The 16,335-nt window shown below is 50.6% G+C and carries 18 protein-coding genes; 4 read left to right on the plus strand and 14 right to left on the minus strand.

The window, feature by feature from the left end:
- The first annotated feature begins 48 nt into the window (after positions 1-48).
- Positions 49-651 (plus strand): hypothetical protein, encoded by a 603-nt coding sequence (locus BLS62_RS29915; RefSeq protein WP_093191397.1) that lies wholly within the window; start codon positions 49-51, stop codon positions 649-651.
- On the opposite strand, the gene BLS62_RS29920 is transcribed toward BLS62_RS29915, so the two are convergent.
- Genes BLS62_RS29920 through BLS62_RS29950 form a run of 7 tightly spaced genes read right to left on the minus strand, consistent with a single transcriptional unit; the run spans position 630 to position 6,237 of the window.
- Positions 630-1,397, minus strand: coding sequence for a hypothetical protein (locus BLS62_RS29920; RefSeq protein ID WP_143521644.1), 768 nt, complete (start codon positions 1,395-1,397; stop codon positions 630-632). The two genes, BLS62_RS29915 and BLS62_RS29920, sit on opposite strands and share 22 nt — an antisense overlap.
- Positions 1,379-3,733: a VirB4 family type IV secretion system protein gene (locus BLS62_RS29925; RefSeq protein WP_093191406.1), complete on the minus strand. Its 2,355-nt coding sequence runs from the start codon at positions 3,731-3,733 to the stop codon at positions 1,379-1,381. The genes BLS62_RS29920 and BLS62_RS29925 overlap by 19 nt, the downstream gene beginning before the upstream one ends.
- On the minus strand, positions 3,730-4,056 hold the full coding sequence (locus BLS62_RS29930; protein ID WP_093191409.1) for a hypothetical protein: 327 nt from the start codon (positions 4,054-4,056) through the stop codon (positions 3,730-3,732). Before BLS62_RS29930 ends, BLS62_RS29925 begins: the two co-directional genes overlap by 4 nt.
- Positions 4,057-4,076: 20 nt before the next feature.
- Positions 4,077-4,397, minus strand: a complete 321-nt coding sequence (locus BLS62_RS29935; protein ID WP_143521645.1) for a hypothetical protein — start codon at positions 4,395-4,397, stop codon at positions 4,077-4,079.
- Positions 4,398-4,411: 14 nt separating this feature from the next.
- Positions 4,412-5,005 carry a hypothetical protein gene (locus tag BLS62_RS29940; protein ID WP_093191417.1) on the minus strand — a complete coding sequence of 198 codons (594 nt, stop codon included), beginning with the start codon at positions 5,003-5,005 and terminating at the stop codon, positions 4,412-4,414.
- 9 nt (positions 5,006-5,014) lie between these two features.
- Entirely contained in the window at positions 5,015-5,740 is a 726-nt protein-coding gene (locus BLS62_RS29945) for a nucleotide-binding protein (protein ID WP_093191422.1), read from the minus strand.
- Entirely contained in the window at positions 5,737-6,237 is a 501-nt protein-coding gene (locus tag BLS62_RS29950) for a hypothetical protein (RefSeq protein WP_093191427.1), read from the minus strand. Before BLS62_RS29950 ends, BLS62_RS29945 begins: the two co-directional genes overlap by 4 nt.
- 817 nt (positions 6,238-7,054) lie before the next feature.
- Here BLS62_RS29950 and BLS62_RS29955 point away from each other — a divergent pair.
- Positions 7,055-7,525: a type II RES/Xre toxin-antitoxin system antitoxin gene (locus BLS62_RS29955; protein ID WP_093191430.1), complete on the plus strand. Its 471-nt coding sequence runs from the start codon at positions 7,055-7,057 to the stop codon at positions 7,523-7,525.
- On the plus strand, positions 7,522-8,022 hold the full coding sequence (locus tag BLS62_RS29960) for an RES family NAD+ phosphorylase (protein ID WP_093191433.1): 501 nt from the start codon (positions 7,522-7,524) through the stop codon (positions 8,020-8,022). The genes BLS62_RS29955 and BLS62_RS29960 overlap by 4 nt, the downstream gene beginning before the upstream one ends.
- A 518-nt stretch (positions 8,023-8,540) precedes the next feature.
- Here the strand turns inward: BLS62_RS29960 and BLS62_RS29965 are convergent.
- From BLS62_RS29965 to BLS62_RS29980, 6 genes are all read right to left on the minus strand, one after another.
- A complete protein-coding gene (locus tag BLS62_RS29965; protein WP_093191436.1) occupies positions 8,541-10,838 on the minus strand; it encodes an AAA family ATPase in 2,298 nt (765 codons plus the stop codon).
- Between the two features lie 414 nt (positions 10,839-11,252).
- Entirely contained in the window at positions 11,253-11,693 is a 441-nt protein-coding gene (locus tag BLS62_RS29970) for a type II toxin-antitoxin system VapC family toxin (protein ID WP_208991307.1), read from the minus strand.
- A complete protein-coding gene (locus BLS62_RS29975) occupies positions 11,690-11,944 on the minus strand; it encodes a type II toxin-antitoxin system Phd/YefM family antitoxin (protein WP_093191443.1) in 255 nt (84 codons plus the stop codon). Before BLS62_RS29975 ends, BLS62_RS29970 begins: the two co-directional genes overlap by 4 nt.
- 323 nt (positions 11,945-12,267) lie before the next feature.
- On the minus strand, positions 12,268-12,417 hold the full coding sequence (locus BLS62_RS31165) for a hypothetical protein (RefSeq protein WP_159436613.1): 150 nt from the start codon (positions 12,415-12,417) through the stop codon (positions 12,268-12,270).
- Between the two features lie 126 nt (positions 12,418-12,543).
- The gene (locus BLS62_RS31170) at positions 12,544-12,702 is read right to left on the minus strand and encodes a hypothetical protein (RefSeq protein WP_159436614.1); all 159 of its coding nucleotides are present in this window, start codon (positions 12,700-12,702) and stop codon (positions 12,544-12,546) included.
- 518 nt (positions 12,703-13,220) lie between these two features.
- Positions 13,221-13,901 carry a hypothetical protein gene (locus BLS62_RS29980; RefSeq protein WP_093191449.1) on the minus strand — a complete coding sequence of 227 codons (681 nt, stop codon included), beginning with the start codon at positions 13,899-13,901 and terminating at the stop codon, positions 13,221-13,223.
- A gap of 87 nt (positions 13,902-13,988) precedes the next feature.
- Between BLS62_RS29980 and BLS62_RS29985 the strand changes: the two genes are divergently transcribed.
- Positions 13,989-14,237, plus strand: a complete 249-nt coding sequence (locus BLS62_RS29985; protein WP_093191454.1) for a hypothetical protein — start codon at positions 13,989-13,991, stop codon at positions 14,235-14,237.
- A 197-nt stretch (positions 14,238-14,434) separates the two neighbouring features.
- On the opposite strand, the gene BLS62_RS29990 is transcribed toward BLS62_RS29985, so the two are convergent.
- A complete protein-coding gene (locus tag BLS62_RS29990; protein WP_093191458.1) occupies positions 14,435-16,291 on the minus strand; it encodes a ParB/RepB/Spo0J family partition protein in 1,857 nt (618 codons plus the stop codon).
- Positions 16,292-16,335 lie beyond the last annotated feature (44 nt).

The raw sequence follows: 16,335 nt of genomic DNA on the forward strand, positions 1-16,335 counted from the left end.
TCCGGGAGTGTCGCCGCCAGACCCAAGCAGGACTGCAGTCCCATAAGCGTGGAAGCTTCGGACGGGAAAATCTACAAGATTACAGGCAGCGTGCAGCCCTATAGCGGCAAGTGCCAAAGCAGGCCCAAAGAGTTCCGTCCAGAATGGTTTTTTGATGCCGGATATGCCAAGCAGGTTTGGCAGGACCTCAAGACTGCAGAAGAATTCTTTCCAGAGCTGAACAGGGCTTATGACGAATACTTTATATGGAACAGTAAACTTGTTTCCAATCGCAAGATCCGTAAAACACGGCAAACTCGGCTGGATACGCTGAAGACCTATGACAACCCGGCTGGTCTCACCCGCACCCGAGATTTGGTTATGATCCTCGAAGCGTGGCGCAGACATGCAGGCGACGCTCCGCCGCTTCGTGACGAATGGGCGGCATGGGAACAGGACGTCTGCCCAAGATTTCAAAAGCAGTTCGGGTTCCTGATGGGAGACACGTGCTCCATTCCCGACTGGCAGTCCGACAAGGAACGCGCCCGCAAGATCACTCTTCGGATACGCAAAGCCAAAAACCAAAAATTTGGCAAAGCTTTTGAGGCCATCATGAACATGCCGGAAGGGGAGAGGCAAAAGTTGATTGATCAACTGTCATCCTCCGACTGAGATTTTGCCATGTCATTTTCAAGCGGCACGGATGTATGAATAACCTGCGCCGACATGACCTTCAAAAGCTGCGCCATCATCTGATTGGCTGCAGCTTGCGAAGCCAGTTGAGCAACCTCAACCTCAATTAAAACCTGCAAGCGGTCATTCATCGTCGTTGCTGATGATCCCGCATTTTTATATTCTTGAGCTGTTCGCAGCGTCGTGGCCGCATCTTCCTGCGCTTTATCTGCCTGTGCCAGACCTTTGGTGGTGGCATCGGTGATCACCCGCGAACGGTTGGCTTGGATACCCTTGCGGCGATCCCGCTTTTCTTCCCAGTTCAACTCCACCACATCATCGGGTGAAGACATTAAACCTGAGCGATAAGCATCTCCGCGCTCGCACACACTTCCTAAGCTAATGTTGTCAAAATCAAGCGAAGGCATCATCTTTTGATAATCTGGAACGAGACACCCCATATCACCCATGATCTGGGAGGAGAGCTCATTGAAGTTTATGCTCGGGATAGAAAGGCTTGTCGCCTCACCAATCGCATTCAGCGTCGAGCTGATATCATCCCGCATTTTCGTCACAGCTTTGAGCTGTTCCTGAGCTGTCTTGATTTGCTCTTTGAGCTGAATAAGTTGTTTTTGTGCCTCGGCAAGATTTGCTGGATCATAAACAGCCATTGCGCCATAACTGGCCGCAGAACTGAACAGGATGAAGCCAGCTGCCACCGCCATTCTTAGAGTTGTGTAAGCCATTGGTCCCCATGCTGTTCTTTGAGAAGTTTCAATTGCGCATTGACGTTATCGCCCGCTCTGTAAAAGCGCAGCGCATCGCCAAGCCCGGACAGATCAATGTCCAAAATCGTGCTTTCATTGTAGTTGGAGGCCAACTCCTGCTTGATCAAAAGCACCTGCCGGCCGCCGCGCATTTCAAGCCCGCCTTTGACAAAATCAATCTGCTCTGAGGTCAGGCCAAGCGCCTTCAAATCCTCGGTTTCTGCCTTGGAATTTGGAAACAGGAAGATGGTTTGCGTGTTCTGGATAATGCCGTGGGAATCTTCAAAATTGAGAAGAGCACCCGGTTCCTGAAACGCCAGCCCCACAAGACCGCCGCGCTTGCGATATTCGCGGTACATCTTGAGAATTTCTGTACGGAACCCGGCGTTTTGCAGCAGATTGGCCGCTTCATCGACGAAGATGGTAAACCCATCTTCAGAGGTGCGCGCCGCTCTGGAAATTGCCTGAGTGATATGGGCGATAATCGCAGGACCAAGCACCACATCTTCCAGCGCTTTGTTCATGTTAATGCCGACAAGAAAGCTCTTATCCAGGTAGGCTGCAATTTGATCGCGGCGGGAGTTGAAAATATGGCTGTAAATGCCATCTCTGCCCCGACCATCATTGATCCATTTGGCAAATTCCTGACGGATGACGGATCGTGCCGGGAACGAGGCATTGTAGATATTGTTAAAGGTGCGCAGGCCTGGCTCCAGTTCGGCAGCATTGTCAATGGCCGCCTGGATGTGATCATCCATATCAGAGGAATAGACCTCTCCCAGCATGGCCCGCATAATCAGGTGCGCTGAGTGCTGGCCGTCCTTATCGCTCAAATCCATATCCAGCGGATTGAGAGCCAGCTCATTGTAACCCTGATAGACCCCGCCCATGCATTCGATCATGTAACGGGCACCTTCTTCACTGTCGAAGATGTAATTGCGAACGCCTGGAAACTTTGCATACCCGCTGAGCAAGTGCATGATCAGTGTGGATTTACCCGTGCCGGTCGGGGCAAACACAAGATAGTTTCCAGCAGATTCCTTCTTGTCGCGAATATGAAACTGAAAAGCATAGTTCTGGCCGGTCGGGGTTTTAAAAAGCCGCACAGGCCGGTCACCAAAGGGCGAGGTGTATTTGCCTTCAGGTGAATACTGGAACGGCCAAAGAGCCGCGATGTTGATATCAAACATGCGCAGCGGCCGCAGCAGGTTCTCACGCCCCGGCATCCGGTTAAACCAGACAACCCCCACACCCTTGGTCTCCAGCGAAAACGTCACCCGGGCCTTGTTTAAGATATCCGTGATTTCGTCCTGAAGCACCTCAAGGTCTTCATCACTGCGCGCTCTAAAGGCAATCTGGAATTGTGTCTCAAAAAGCGAATGAACATTGTTGGTCAGGCTTTCGCTTGTTTCCTCAATCTCCTCCAAAACAGCAGCAGATCCAAAGAAACTTGAGCGCTGTTCTGCAGCCTGACGGTGAAGCAAGGCAAGAGACTTTTCATTGTGCAGCGCCTTGCAGATCTGGCTAACTTCGACCTCACCGGAAAGCGCCATAATGCGCGAGACCAGCAAGCCGCTGACCTGCTCGGGCCACAACCGCACCCCAATAACCCGTGTGCGTCTACGGTTAGGCGTGTAACTGTCAATCGTGCCGTTGGTCCGGTCAAAATGCAGATCACTTGCAGGCAGGTTTCCAGAAAGGTTTGCACTTGGCGAACACAGCTCATCAATGAGTTCGCCGCTCATCAGATAATTGATGAAGCGGGACAATGGACAAGGTTTATCTGGCAGCTCTGCCGCCTCAACCTGCTCTGCACCATAAGAGCTAAAGCCACTTGTAAGGTTCTTACAGGTCTTGATGAGAAGGCTTTGGCTGGGTGCCTGAACAACCAGAAACCAGCTCACAGAATAAGCGCTCTTAAACAGCGTTTGCTCCGCCTTGCCGATTTCTTCAAGAGTAATGGAGGGCCACTGGGCGTCAAAAGACACATCGCGCATGCGCTTCACACCGAAAAAGCGCAGAGTTACTCCCGGTTTTGCGCTTTGGTGCAGGACGTTTGTGCGGTTTCGTAAAAGAGTTTCTTCCTCTTCAAAGGACTTGGTTTCATAAGCCTGCCCCTTGAGCTGAAAAACCCGCATCACCTGACCACTTTTTAAACTCACGGTCTTGCGGTCTGGATGGATGCTGTCAAATTCCAGCTCATCAGCAAGCCAGTCCCGCTCAATATCTCCAAGGACAAAGGAGTTTACCGCTTTGTTTGCCAGCGCGCCGCCAGCAAGGGCTGCACCTAATAGGAGGGCTGTTCCGCCAATCATCGTTTCACCCGCTTTGTTTTTTTGATGTTTTGGGAGACGCCCGCCAGTAAAACGCGCGAGGGTTTTTGTTTGAAAAACTGCAAGGGCAGCATCCAAAGTGTTTCGCAGTGAAGGTCACGGCGACGCGCAATCACAATTGCTGCGATGGCAGGCGGTGCGCTGGCAAGGACCACGACATAAGTGATGGCTCCGCCAGCAAAAATACCGAGCAATGCCAGCATCACGATTTCGCCAATAAGGACGATGGTCGCAAAAAGAGGCGGCATCCCAAAGATCGCCAGAGGCTTTTGAATATGGACATTTATTGCACTGCCTGCCCGCATGATCGGTGCTCCTGTTAAACTTAAGTAAGTTTGATGAGCGCGGTCACCATTGCCGGACCAACGGTGATGATGCCGCCCGCCATGACCAGGTGCATAAAGCGCTGCATGTCGATCTTGCCTTGCAGAAGTGCGAACAGGCCAAATGCGATAATCGCGACCCCGACAATGGGACCACCAAAGGATTTCAGACCACTGGCAAGATCCCAGCTTAGATCCGTTCCCTCTGTAGCCCATGCAGCCGAGCCTTTTGCATAGGCAACCGGGGCGTAAAGCATGCCGCAAGTCAGCGTAACAAACGCGGCTCGGACCTTGGTCTTGAGTGTTCTAAGGTGAGTGTTCATGAGTTCAAACTCCGTCATGACTTAAAAAACAGCGCGGCCACCGCGCCCAGATTAAGAGCGGTCAAAACCGCCATGGAAAAGGTGAAGCGTCTAAGCTGGAAGCGGGTCCATGATTTGAAATCAGCCACATTTGCAGAGTGTGAAGACACAACAGCAATGGTTTGCTGCAGCGAGCGTTCTCCAAGCCGGTTGACGATCTCATTACCCAAACCCGCAACAGGTTGCAGGCTGGTTTCAACCGCCTCACAGATCACTTTTGCAGCTTCCTCCAGCATTTTTCCTTGCTGCCGGGTGACTTGCTGCAAGGTGGTTTCAAGCGCACTTGCTGTGGTTTGAGCGTCAGATTGAACATCGCTGTGCGCCGCATTGACTTGCCGCTCAAACGCGCCAAGCACCATTTGCTGATCCTTATGGAAACCTTGTAGCAACGTCACCAGCATCAAAATAGGATCTCGGTCCCCAACCACCACACCATGGGTTTCAGCAAGTATCCGCTGCGCCTGCCCTTTGGTCATAGGTCGGCCGTACGGGGCAAAGTCAGTGCCAGGTTCAATCCCGCTTTCGCTGAGATCTGGCTCAAAGCTTGTGGGATCTGGGTTCTCGTCCATATCCGGCCCCTAAAGCTTTGCTTGTTCAAGGGAGTTGATCAGATCATTCCAGATCGCCTTGACACGCATGCGTGCGAGCAGGTTCATGGCTGGATCTGCAAGGGCCTGCGCAAAGGTCAACCGTTTTTCAAGAACCGCTTTCAGATCCTCGCCGTAAGTATCCTTTTGCCATTCCGGTAATGTGATCACCGCCCGGAACCGGTCCTTGTACTTTTGATAAAAAGGGGACGCTTCAAACGCTTTGCCGTCATAGGCCACCGGATTGGTAAATTCGTTTTTCCAAACAACCACCGGCAGATCTGGAAATCCCTCAATAATGGAGGCCAGCGAGTTGATGGTTTCTAAAACCTCTTGCCCGCCCTTCACGACGGAGTGGATGACGACCTCACAGCCCTGATCTTTCAAAAGCTCAAGCACCGGAGCCTCGGAAAAGTACTGCGCCAAGGGCAAAAAGGTAGAAGAGCCTGTATCGACCACGACAGTGGAGCCGTCTGGCAAAGAACAGATCTTCTCAATCATGGCATCAAAACCACGAATATTGATCCGGCTCCCTTCTGTGATGGCGATCTGCACAGCCTTTAAGGATTTGAAAGAAGAAAGTGTGGGTGTACTTGAATCTGCATCAATACAAGTCAGATCAGCACCTTTGTGCTGAAAGTATTGCGCAAGGGCACTTGCAGAATATGTTTTTCCAACCCCGCCTTTACTCTGAAGGCCGATATGAACGTAGATCATTTATCTTCACCGAATATCTTTTTGGGGTCAGGATTGGGATTAAACTTGAAACCGCCAGGGCCGTTTTTTGGTGTGCTTGCGATTTCATCGCTCGCAGCCGCATTGCCGGGTTCTGTGTCGCTAATCTCAGCAACAATTGAGGGATTTATGGAATCAGCCACCACTCTGGCGGGACCACTCTTTGGCGAAGGTGTGGCTTTGGGCGGCAAAAAGGCGCTTTGCGGAGCATCCAAAGGGGCGCCTTTGCAGTTATTCACACTAATAATCTTGCCAATAGACCCCGTAAGTTCACGATCCCACTCGCCTTTCAACACACCGATAAAGGTGCGAAATGCCCTGTCAGACATTTCGACGGGTGTGTCTTGCGACAACCTTCGTTTTATCTCAGAGGCCGCAAGCCCTTGTTTTACAAGTGGATATGCTGCATCCTTGAGAAAATTAGCTTCAATTTGAGCCTGACCCCATGTTAATCGGATCATCCGCTTTAATTCAGACATGCGTCATCATTCGCTCAAGCAACGTCGAGCGCCTTGAATTGCGTTAAAGTTTGAGATTGGGATGTGGTGGAGTATAAAAAATAAAAGGCCAGCCAAGCGCACGATATTGTGCGCCTGTTGGCTGGGCCTAATGAATTTTGAGAATACCTCCTAAGCAGGTGACATGGAATGGATGTTACTTGCTGGCACAAACATGTTGACGCATGGCTTGTGCCAGCTCGGACGACTTTTTTAAGTTTGGTCGTCCGGGCACCTTCAACCTAGTCCCGCCGGAATCAATTTGCCTATACGTATAAAGTCGCAGTTCGTAATCACAACTCCGCTTATCCACAGCCATTGGTTGTTATTTTTTGCTGCTATACACGCATTCATGGTTAATTTTTGGGAACGTTCGCTATAGAATACGCGAACTCAAAATCGATTTTATTAAAATACACAATTAACTGATTCTAATTCTTAATGTTGTTGGGGCTGCTTCTTGGTCTTGCTTGATGCTACATAGTAAAATTTTTATTTAACTTAGACCTAAGCAAGCACGAGAAACCAGATACTATCCTCTAGTTAGCACCATCTTCCTTACTGCTGGAATTTCCAAACCCGAGCTATACCGGTATTCCAAACACCGCAGCCGGAAATCAAAGCGTCATCCTGATAAACCAAAACTCTCCCCCCAAAGGAGCAACGTACAATTTGCATTGGCGCACAGTTACCAGTCCTTTGTTCGTAAATCCCCTCTTCATCTGCTGGTCGCTGGTCTTGATTTTTGACATGTCATGTGTCATAGATATTGCGACACATGACATTAGGAGCGCGCATAATGGCCCGAGCAGTCAAAGTTGAAAGCGATGTCACTCGCACATATGATTTACTTGGTGGGAACAAGATAATCCGGTCCCGCATTAATAACGCATTGGATGCCCACGACGTTTTGGTGAAGGGACTGCCTTCAGCCTCTCTCCTCTATCTCGTCAAGGCGGTCGAATTCCTGGAGCGCGACGACGCGCTTCTGAAGGCAATAGGCGTCAGCGTGCGAACGTTACAAAGACGCAAGGCGGACGAGAAGACAAAACTTTTAAGCGTAGAGCAAAGTAATAGGACCTGGCGCTTTGCCGAGATCCTCGGACATGCGATTAAGGTACTGGGTTCCAAGGAGGAAGCGGAAACCTGGTTGAACCGCCCTGCTCTTGGCTTATCTAACCGCAAGCCTCTGGACTTGCTTGCTACATCTGCCGGCGTAGAGGCAGTAGAAGAATATCTCACTCGAATAGAGTACGGGGTCTATTCATGAACTCACTTCCTCCCCCACTTGGGCCAGGTGAAGTCCGTATCTGGCGCATTGATCAGCAGGCCCATTATGAGACCTGGGCATCAGGAGAAGGCGCATTTAGAGTTGGCGGACGTTGGAATTCAGCCGGCATTCACGCCGTCTACACCTCTCTTGATCCTGCAACTGCCTGCCTTGAAGTTGCAGTTCATAAGAGCCTGAAAGTTTTGGACACGGCACCACATTACCTGACATCAGCGCGCATTATCGATCCCTCAAAAATTCACGTTGTTGATCCAAACAATATTCCTAATCCAAACTGGCTTACGCCGATCACGCCCAACAAAAATCAGCAGGAGTTCGGAGATGCACTTCTAAAGCAACACCCCGTTATATTGATCCCCTCGGCTGTATCAAAACACAGCTGGAACTTGATTTTCGACGCTGATCAGGTCTCTGAGTTTTACGATGAAGTAACACAAGAGCGGTTTGCGCTAGACCCTCGCCTCCAATCTCCTTAATCTGCCCTTGCTTTGGATCCTGAACTTTTGGGATAGAGCACCTACATACAAGGCGAAGCCTTATTTTCATAAGGCAATACCGGTGCGCTTGCTATCCATACTTCAAAGGATCGGATCATCTTCTGTGGCAGAGTAAAGAAGTCTTATACCCAAGAGGCCCCAGCTGCAAAAATGGCGAAATTCAGAACAATTAAAGAACATGCTGAGCAGCTGTCGTTGGCTACTCGGAGTATAAATTGGTAAGACGCGGACGAAATGGACCTTCGCTGCAAGCGCGAAGAGCTGCACACGCAAAAGCTTACTCTTGGGACGAGCGGGCCAACTGCGGGCATTCAGGTGGTTCCATCATGGGTTGAGACACGCTCACCCGGAGGCTTCTACAGTAGCTTTTATGAGCGATCTGGAATTACTCGACCGGCCCTTAGCTGCCATTGACAGAAAGACATCGTCGCTGCTGTGCGGCACGTAAGAGGAGATATTGATCGATCTTTAAGCGTGAATGGCAGGCCTTAAATCCCTTAAAGGTGTTTAAGTTGACCCTGCGCAAAACGCTCAACGACAGTTATCGCTTCCCGAGCGGCTTCAACGATGTCTTCCGCTTTGTGCGGAGGATCGTCGAACTTCCCTCCGTGCGACAAGTCGTTGATGAGCACACTTTTTAGTTCGATCTCGCACTCGTCTATTAGAAACTCGAAGAATGCTCCAAAATCGGCAACATCCGGTCGGCAGAACTTCCACATGCTTTCTACGACGGAGCGAATGGAGTTTGGTGTCATGAAATCCGGTTCGACATCCCCTACACTTACATCATGAACATGTTTGAGTTGTTGCTGGTGGGGCGAAGCAAAGCCTTTTTGGCTGGCCAGCGTGTGTTGTGTCGCTCCGGGTACAAGCTGGAAAAGCCCGGATTTTGGTATCGCGCTATTACTGCTCGCGACATTATAAAAGTAGTTGTTGTGGGTGAGAACCAGCATTCGAGGACGCGGGTTTCCAGATTTGGGATTGAATTCTATTTCGCCTGCGGCACCAATTCTCAATAATTTGAGAGTTTGAACGATTGCATACACATAGTCGAACGACATGGAGTTCACTGGATCATCGAAGACAAAGTAGAGCCTAGCATAGTCCTCGTTGCTAGTTACTTTTAGATGACATTGCGCGATGAAGTAGCAGAACGCCATGACCGCCTTTTCACCATCACTTAGTGTCCGATCCCCGCCTCGTGCCATATTTTTTTGCTCACGTAGGACTTTGAATTCGTTCGGATCAAATGTGTATTTGGCGCCAAAAAGCCGTTTTAATAGTATCTTGAAAGTTTCTGCAACGCGAGTACGTGCATCTGCCTTGTCCCCTTGCGTTCGGCGCAACTCGTCGATTTCTCCCTGCAGTGTTTGAACCTGCTTAGTGAGGGATCGGATGCTCTCGATGTCCGAGGAATGATCATTGCAATACTTGCTAAGAAACGCCCCGCATGCGTTATTCTGGATAGACTTACGCTCATTGGAGGAGTTGTTGACCAAACTAGCCAAATCTTTGAATAGCTTCCCGTTGCGCTCTACGGTTTTGACGAACTCATCGTATTCGAATGCAGCGCTGTCAACAGGCCCTTCTTGAGGAGTTTCTAAGCTCTGCTGTTTAGATTTCAGAGCTTCCAATATGGCTTCAAGGTTGGCGTCAACTGCTTCTAGTGCAGCGCTTTCGTCTTCCGTCTTCTTTTCTTGAACTGATGGAAAGAACGCCTTGAGCTCATCAAAAGCCGATTTCGCCCTCAGGTATTTACCTTTCCATTTTTCCACTTTCGATCGCGCCGCACTCACGTCCTTTACAAGGGACATGAGTGCATCTTTCTCCCTAGCCTCGGCGTCTTCGAAGTATTCTTGGTACTTGGAGAGCGCAAATTGGGCCGCCTGTGTCAGACTTTGCGTGCAGAACGGGCAGTCTTTGGGGCTGGCGGGTGCCAGTTTGAGGCCTGAGCGAAAGAAGTCAGGGTCTTCCGCGATCTTTAGCTTTACCTCCTCGGCAACGCTTGACGGAGATGTGACTCTGGCTAAGGCTGAATTCAAAATTTCCCAATCCAAGCCGAGCCCATTGGGTGCGGTTGCTGTAGGCAAATTGGGGTCATTTGGGAGCGACTTGAATTTGTTGAAACTCGCTAGGAGTTGGCTCAAACTATGATCCAAGCTCTCCGCTGAAAATGGCGATGCCTCAAAATACACATTAGTGCTCAGTGTTCGAAATCTACCGAGAGAAGCATTGATCTGGAAATCCTTCTGGAGCTTATTCTTTTGACTTGCAAAGGCTTCATCAAGAGTCTTTCGGCTTGTGGCCAATTTCTCTTTCACCGAAACACTTTCGCTCTCTTTTTCATCAAGGGTGAGATTTTCTTGACCAATAATAATTTCGTGCGCGATTTCACCATCCAATTCAAAAGATTTCTGCCGGAGGTGAAAGTCTACATAGTCTTCGGAGAAGACATGAAAAATATACTGAGGAACGGAGAAGCTCACGGTCTTGCTGGCGCGGTTCAAGTCTATGCTGCCAATACACGCATCATCTTCAAAGAGTTGGAACGTTCCCTGCTTTGTTGATGATTCTTCAGAGACAAGAAGATCAGGCATGTTTTGCGGTAAGACACCTTCCAACGCGCTTTCATCCAATAGCCGAAGCGACCGCGCCAAGAATGACTTTCCAGTGCCGTTGCGAGCGAAAATCAGATTCTGTTTGTTTTTGGATAGTGTGGCATCCAGATACATAATTGGGCCGATGTGGCGAGCGGATATCTTCAAAAAGGGCTTTGGAGTAGCCGGAACATTCATTACGTTAAATCTCACTTCAGGGCGCGCAACTCATAGGCGATTTGAAAGGCAGAATAACACCCCTAAGTAGTGTAGTGAAGCTCATTTCCGAAATACCGGATTGGAATGGCCACTCTCAAGATGTGACACGACGTATATGCTCGTGCGTCGAATGTCGGCTTTCCGCCCACAGCGACAAACTGAATGGGATCGACCTGCGGTTGAAACCTCCCTCTGGCTGGGTGTGCCCCAAGCTAGGGCCAATGTCAGCATTGGTCACTGAGCAACAATGATGCATCCGCGAAGGTCGGGTGTCTGATGGTGATCTGCAGTGGGCTCATCCAACACTCGTAACTGTCGAGGCATGACCGGCAAGAACTGGTATGATTTTACTAGATCTGTAAAGAATACTCCCTCACTCATTATGTGGCTTAATCACTCTTCATCCCCCGTGTTTGCAGTGATCTTCCACGGATTAACAAGCATCACACCGGTTTGAGCAAAATCAGAGGTATTGCGGGTCACAAGCTGCATTCCATGAACCAGAGCGGTTGCTGCAATCAAAGCATCACGCCCGCTCTTGGGGACATGGAGCTGAGCACAGCACTGAGCAACCCGCATATCTACGGGCAGAACCCTGTCACAGAATTCCGGCAAAACCTTTTGTCCAAACCAGGACCGCAGGATCTCCCCTTGTACCGGATCTTTACGTTCCAGTCGCAGGATCCCCATTTCAAGTTCCATCACCGTTATTGCAGAAATATGCAGATCATTCGCCTCTACGGTTTCACACCAGGCCGCTACATTTGCATCCGCTTTGCCAGCCCCAACCTTACGCAGTTCACTGACAACATTGGTATCAAGCAACAACATCAAATCAGATCCACGCGCTTACTGGTGATTTCAGATTTCGGAAGATCCAGCTCAATATCTGCGGCTTCTGGCATCGCCAGTGCAGTCGCTATATTTCTGCGTTTATTGGTCAGGCGCTTGTAATCATCAAAAGACAAAAGCACCTGAGAAGGTTTGCCTCTGTCGGTGATTATGACAGGCCCTTTCTGGCTCGCTCGCTTGGCCTTGCCTATGTCTTGATTAAATTCCCTGCTGGATATGTTTGTGATCGGCATCAGGTCCTCCATAGATTATGTAGATACATTACTACATTTCTTCTAAAGGCACAAACGGCAAGCCACTTAAGGGTTGCTGGCAAGGGCTTGCCTCTCATCTTTTTCGTCTCTTCTTTGCCGTTCAAATCCGCCTCCCCAAAGTCTGCGCATGACATCATGAGGAGACACCAGCTCATACAGAGCTGGCAACACCTCGCCGGGAGGCGAACCAATTTGTCGGAACGACAAACAGGATGAGCAAAGCGTTGAGCACCGCAGGTGCGAATAAGTCTGCTTGAAACGTGGTCTGGACCACTTTCACCATCCTGCCATCTCATGCCAACTTAAGCCATCTCCCGCCATCTCACGCCATCTCGCGCCATCTCGCGCCATCTCGCGCCATCTCGTGCCATCTCAAGCCAGAAAATAACGGTGGCATGTGCCATCTCATGCCACTGAATTGTGCGGCACGTGTCAAAATTCAGTCCGATCATGGATATTTCCTTCAAAATGCGCACTCCCACCGTATCCAAACCATGCAAAAGACGTCAGAAACGAGAAAAGTTCTGGACGATTTCTCGGGGCTAAAACAGGCGGTTTGATCTGCAGCGCTGCATTACTCAGTGGGAGGACAGCGCAAATATCATTTCCTCAGAAATAGCAAAACCCGCTTCGCGAGCAACGCTCGCATGAGAGGCGCGGGGTGCTGTGCGAGCTGCAAGCGAGCCAACGCTGCGCGCCGAGGCGGCCTTGATCAGGCAAGCTGAGTGTTTGGGCATCGTGTCTCCTGCAAGGAGCCGATACCCAAACGCGATGTTTGCCTGATCAAGGCCAGAATAAAAGTGCTTGCTTTGAGCGCTTCCAGGGCGCGGTGTGATCGGCAGATCGCCCGTGACCTGGAAGCGCTCAAAGCAAGCCCCATATCACAGCAGATTTTCAAAGCCGAGGTATTTGATTTTTAGGAAATTTCGGAGTATTATACCGGAGAGGAAGGGAACCTAAGTCCCCTTCCCTTTACTTACGCTATGAAATTGACTCGAACTGACAGTGTCCAGCTGCTTCGAGTCTTTTTCATTTTAAGCGTGATCGAAAATGGAATGAACCACATTTCATCACTCTCCGGTTTCAGAGCAAGGCTGTTGCCTCAGTCGGGAGAGCCTATCTTTCCCGATGCGCTGGCTGGCTCAGCGCCGCTGCTTTTGCCCTAAAACTTTCAATTCCTTTTAGCAGATGCACCCCGTGGTTGCTATGAGCAATGCACTCTGCCTTTCAGTGATCCCGTTGTTTTGCTGCGATTTCAGAACGCAGCAGATTTAACGTCTTGGCGTTCAATCTGCTCGTATTTGAACCGCTTTCCGGTCCAGTCCATAGCCTGAAGGCTCCACGACCCATCCTTCCCGAGGCGGTTAGACATTTCGGCTATCACCTCGGTAAATTCTTCGGCTTGAATGAAGACGAGATTACCAGCGTATTCGGGTGAGACCATCACATCACTTACCCGACTGATAAGGCAAGCGAACTCACACAGGCCCGGATCAATGTCGTGCTGACAGAAATAATCGTGCTCGTTGTCTTCAGCTTCACACCGGTGCTTGTAGGTGTTGCCGGTCCAGTCCCGTGCATTTACCGACCATGAGTAATCACAGTGGTAACGCTCAGACAGGATCGCAATCACTTGTTCAAAGGTCTTCGCTTCAATGATTTCCTGATAGTCAAGATCGGCTTCCGCGTTCCATCCCTCACAGTGTGTCCCGCTGATCGTGCAGGCGAACTCACCTTCTGATAGGTCCGCTTCCAGCCGTTGGAATGTCTCAAACTCATCATCAAAGTCATCTTCCTGCGGTGCTTCTGCATCTAGCATCTGAGAGCACAATACCGCTTCAGGATCATGCTGTGCAGCTAAAAGAGTTTCCTCTTCCTTGAAGGAGGTGCCACCAAGGAGGGTCTTCAGGGAGTTCAAAAGGTTACGAAGTGACATGTGATGTGCTCCTGTCTGGGAAGGTCCGTTTCATTTTCCATGTCTAATAAACGGGTGTGCGGGAGCTTGTGAGGAGAGAGGCTGTCCATGATCTCCCGCAGTCCAGGGGACGAGGAAGATTGTGGTCAGGGGAGCGACGATCTAGGGCACGTGAGGGCGCAAGCCCTTGAAGCACTGCATCAGGTTAAAACGACAAGGAAGAATGAGAGAGGCGCGGCTTGCTGGAGGCTGGCATGTGGCCCGTGCGCGGGTCGCTTGCCAGCTTCCAGCCCTCTTAAGAAAATCATGAGTGAGATGGTTTGTAAGGTCGACGTGGGATCAGCAGATCCCGCGTAGAGCTTGCAAGCCAGCTCGCCCCGCATCTAAAGGAACGCGTGTGGCTCATTCCCTGATTGATGTTTCTGGAGTGTGCAATCCAAATTGAGGCGACGAAGACAGGCTGCTTTTGCCAGTCAAAGAGTAAAACAAGCAAGACTGTCATCACACAGAGCGGAAAGGCGCGGACCCTGCGCCCTTCCCTTGTCATATCCGCCTTAAGCGGCGATCTTTTCACTTGCTTCTTCAATGGTAGCTGGTGCCTGATACTGGGTTTTCAAACACTCAGGCATCCAGTTTGCAATGCGTTCTTTGGCCTCAATAGATAGGCCGTTACGGTCTGCTTCGTTGTTAAACAGCCCATGAAGGCGGGCCACCTTGTCGCCTTTCTTCATGCTGGCAAATTCTGCTCCTACTGGTTTGCCGTCAATGTAGCTCTTCACCTCGTCCAGCTGGCCGGACTTAAGCCGTTTGAAAAACGTACTGTTCGGGGTCCATGTCTTGCGCGGGTCAAGCTCTACTGTGTCGGCCACAAGCTCAACAAACGGGACTTGTCCGCCCACACGCGCTGCAAATGAGCACGCTACCGCATTGGTGAGAAGCGTTGCTTTCTCCTGCTCGCTCTTCAGGCGGAATGCAGCAAAGCTCTGTGCAACGTCTTCCCCATAAATACGGGTCTCATCTGTAGCTGTTAGTTCTTCAGGTAGGTTCTGGCCATGGTCTTCAGCCTCATTGCGCCACGTCCCAGACTGGATTTTACAAGGCAAGTCGCCTTCATAGCTTTTCGTGATCATCGCGAAAATCGCAATGTCTTTGGCAAGCTCTGGATCACCTAAAATTGCTTCTTGCATGGCACCGGTACGGATGGCGTTCATATCTTCAATCAGGGCTTGCGAGTACTCTTTGCTTTCCGGCTCATTTGAGTTGCCTGCAACGTCTTTAGGCTCCTTCAGCACACCGGTTTCAACCGCTGCGGCCTGATCCTGCTCCGCAACATAACCTTTTTCTATGCGCAGCTCTCCATGATAGCCAATCGCGATAAAGACACCGGCAACGCTCTTTTGAGCGGGGAGAAATTGAAGCTCACAGAACGTTTCCAATTCCTCAAGCTCTTCTGATGTTGCCCGCTCCTCATTCTCAGCATCAATAAGAGCCTGTCTGCGCTCTTCCTGTTCCTCGGTTAAGCGCACATCTTCAGCAAATAGACGCGTGAGCCTCTGGCGCTCGCAAATCTCCGGTAGGTCAATACTGGCGCTGGCCCACTTCCAGCCCTGTGCAAGTTGCTTCTGGCGGATCGCTTCAAGCTTATCAATGGCGAGCTGTTCCAATAGGTCGCTGTCCAGATAATAAGCATCCTCCCCAAACAGGTCTTCGCGGATTGCTCCCCCTGCTGCTTCATACGCCTCTCGCCCAACAAACACCGCTCGGCTGTCGTTAGCCTCTCCAACCTCATCCATAAGACTGCGTTTGATCGTGTGAAGCTGATCCCCATTCCATTGCCCATTCAAGCGGCCAAACACTTCCGCTTGCTTTTCCTGATCGCTGGAAACCGTATAAGCCGCCGCGATATCAAGCGTAATCTTTTCAGCTTCCAGCGCGTCAAGGATGCACTGCGCAAGTCCAGCAAGGCGCAAGCGTCCTTTGACATGGCGCACGGTCTGGGCAAAAGCGATGGCAATCTTTTCAGGTGCATGGCCTTTTGCCTCCATCACGCCATAGGCTTTAATCTCTTCTGCTGGATTGAGGTCTTTACGGGCGGTGTTTTCTGCATTGGCCCACTCAATTGCCTGTTCCTCGGTCGCTGCAAGGCGCACAGGAACGGCGTAGTTTGGAAGGATATCCTTGCTCTCCTGCAGGACTTGCAAGGCACGAAGGCGGCGACCTCCTGCAACGATCCCGATGCTATCCCCTTCAGGGTACCCGACAAGGTTCTGAATCAAGCCGCACGCCTTGATAGACTGGGCCAGCATTTCAATCTCGCTGTGGTCTACGTTCTGGCGAGGGTTGAGCGCTGACAGGGTGAGCTTGGATACTGGTACGTTGGAAAGCAGCTTTGTATTTGCGGTCTTGGTCATGGTGTCGTCTCCGTCTTGGGAAGGTCCGTTTCATTTTCCTCGCC

Origin of the sequence: Pseudovibrio sp. Tun.PSC04-5.I4 (assembly GCF_900104145.1) — a bacterium.
Classification (GTDB): domain Bacteria; phylum Pseudomonadota; class Alphaproteobacteria; order Rhizobiales; family Stappiaceae; genus Pseudovibrio.

What these genes read in the sequence shown, in the direction of transcription:
- BLS62_RS29920 (WP_143521644.1), bottom strand. Translation starts at nt 1,397, where the DNA reads ATGGCTTACACAACTCTAAGAATGGCGGTGGCAGCTGGCTTCATCCTG.
- BLS62_RS29925 (WP_093191406.1), bottom strand. Translation starts at nt 3,733, where the DNA reads ATGATTGGCGGAACAGCCCTCCTATTAGGTGCAGCCCTTGCTGGCGGC.
- BLS62_RS29930 (WP_093191409.1), bottom strand. Translation starts at nt 4,056, where the DNA reads ATGCGGGCAGGCAGTGCAATAAATGTCCATATTCAAAAGCCTCTGGCG.
- BLS62_RS29935 (WP_143521645.1), bottom strand. Translation starts at nt 4,397, where the DNA reads ATGAACACTCACCTTAGAACACTCAAGACCAAGGTCCGAGCCGCGTTT.
- BLS62_RS29940 (WP_093191417.1), bottom strand. Translation starts at nt 5,005, where the DNA reads ATGGACGAGAACCCAGATCCCACAAGCTTTGAGCCAGATCTCAGCGAA.
- BLS62_RS29945 (WP_093191422.1), bottom strand. Translation starts at nt 5,740, where the DNA reads ATGATCTACGTTCATATCGGCCTTCAGAGTAAAGGCGGGGTTGGAAAA.
- BLS62_RS29950 (WP_093191427.1), bottom strand. Translation starts at nt 6,237, where the DNA reads ATGTCTGAATTAAAGCGGATGATCCGATTAACATGGGGTCAGGCTCAA.
- BLS62_RS29955 (WP_093191430.1), top strand. Translation starts at nt 7,055, where the DNA reads ATGGCCCGAGCAGTCAAAGTTGAAAGCGATGTCACTCGCACATATGAT.
- BLS62_RS29960 (WP_093191433.1), top strand. Translation starts at nt 7,522, where the DNA reads ATGAACTCACTTCCTCCCCCACTTGGGCCAGGTGAAGTCCGTATCTGG.
- BLS62_RS29965 (WP_093191436.1), bottom strand. Translation starts at nt 10,838, where the DNA reads ATGAATGTTCCGGCTACTCCAAAGCCCTTTTTGAAGATATCCGCTCGC.
- BLS62_RS29975 (WP_093191443.1), bottom strand. Translation starts at nt 11,944, where the DNA reads ATGCCGATCACAAACATATCCAGCAGGGAATTTAATCAAGACATAGGC.
- BLS62_RS31165 (WP_159436613.1), bottom strand. Translation starts at nt 12,417, where the DNA reads ATGATCGGACTGAATTTTGACACGTGCCGCACAATTCAGTGGCATGAG.
- BLS62_RS31170 (WP_159436614.1), bottom strand. Translation starts at nt 12,702, where the DNA reads ATGCCCAAACACTCAGCTTGCCTGATCAAGGCCGCCTCGGCGCGCAGC.
- BLS62_RS29980 (WP_093191449.1), bottom strand. Translation starts at nt 13,901, where the DNA reads ATGTCACTTCGTAACCTTTTGAACTCCCTGAAGACCCTCCTTGGTGGC.
- BLS62_RS29985 (WP_093191454.1), top strand. Translation starts at nt 13,989, where the DNA reads ATGATCTCCCGCAGTCCAGGGGACGAGGAAGATTGTGGTCAGGGGAGC.
- BLS62_RS29990 (WP_093191458.1), bottom strand. Translation starts at nt 16,291, where the DNA reads ATGACCAAGACCGCAAATACAAAGCTGCTTTCCAACGTACCAGTATCC.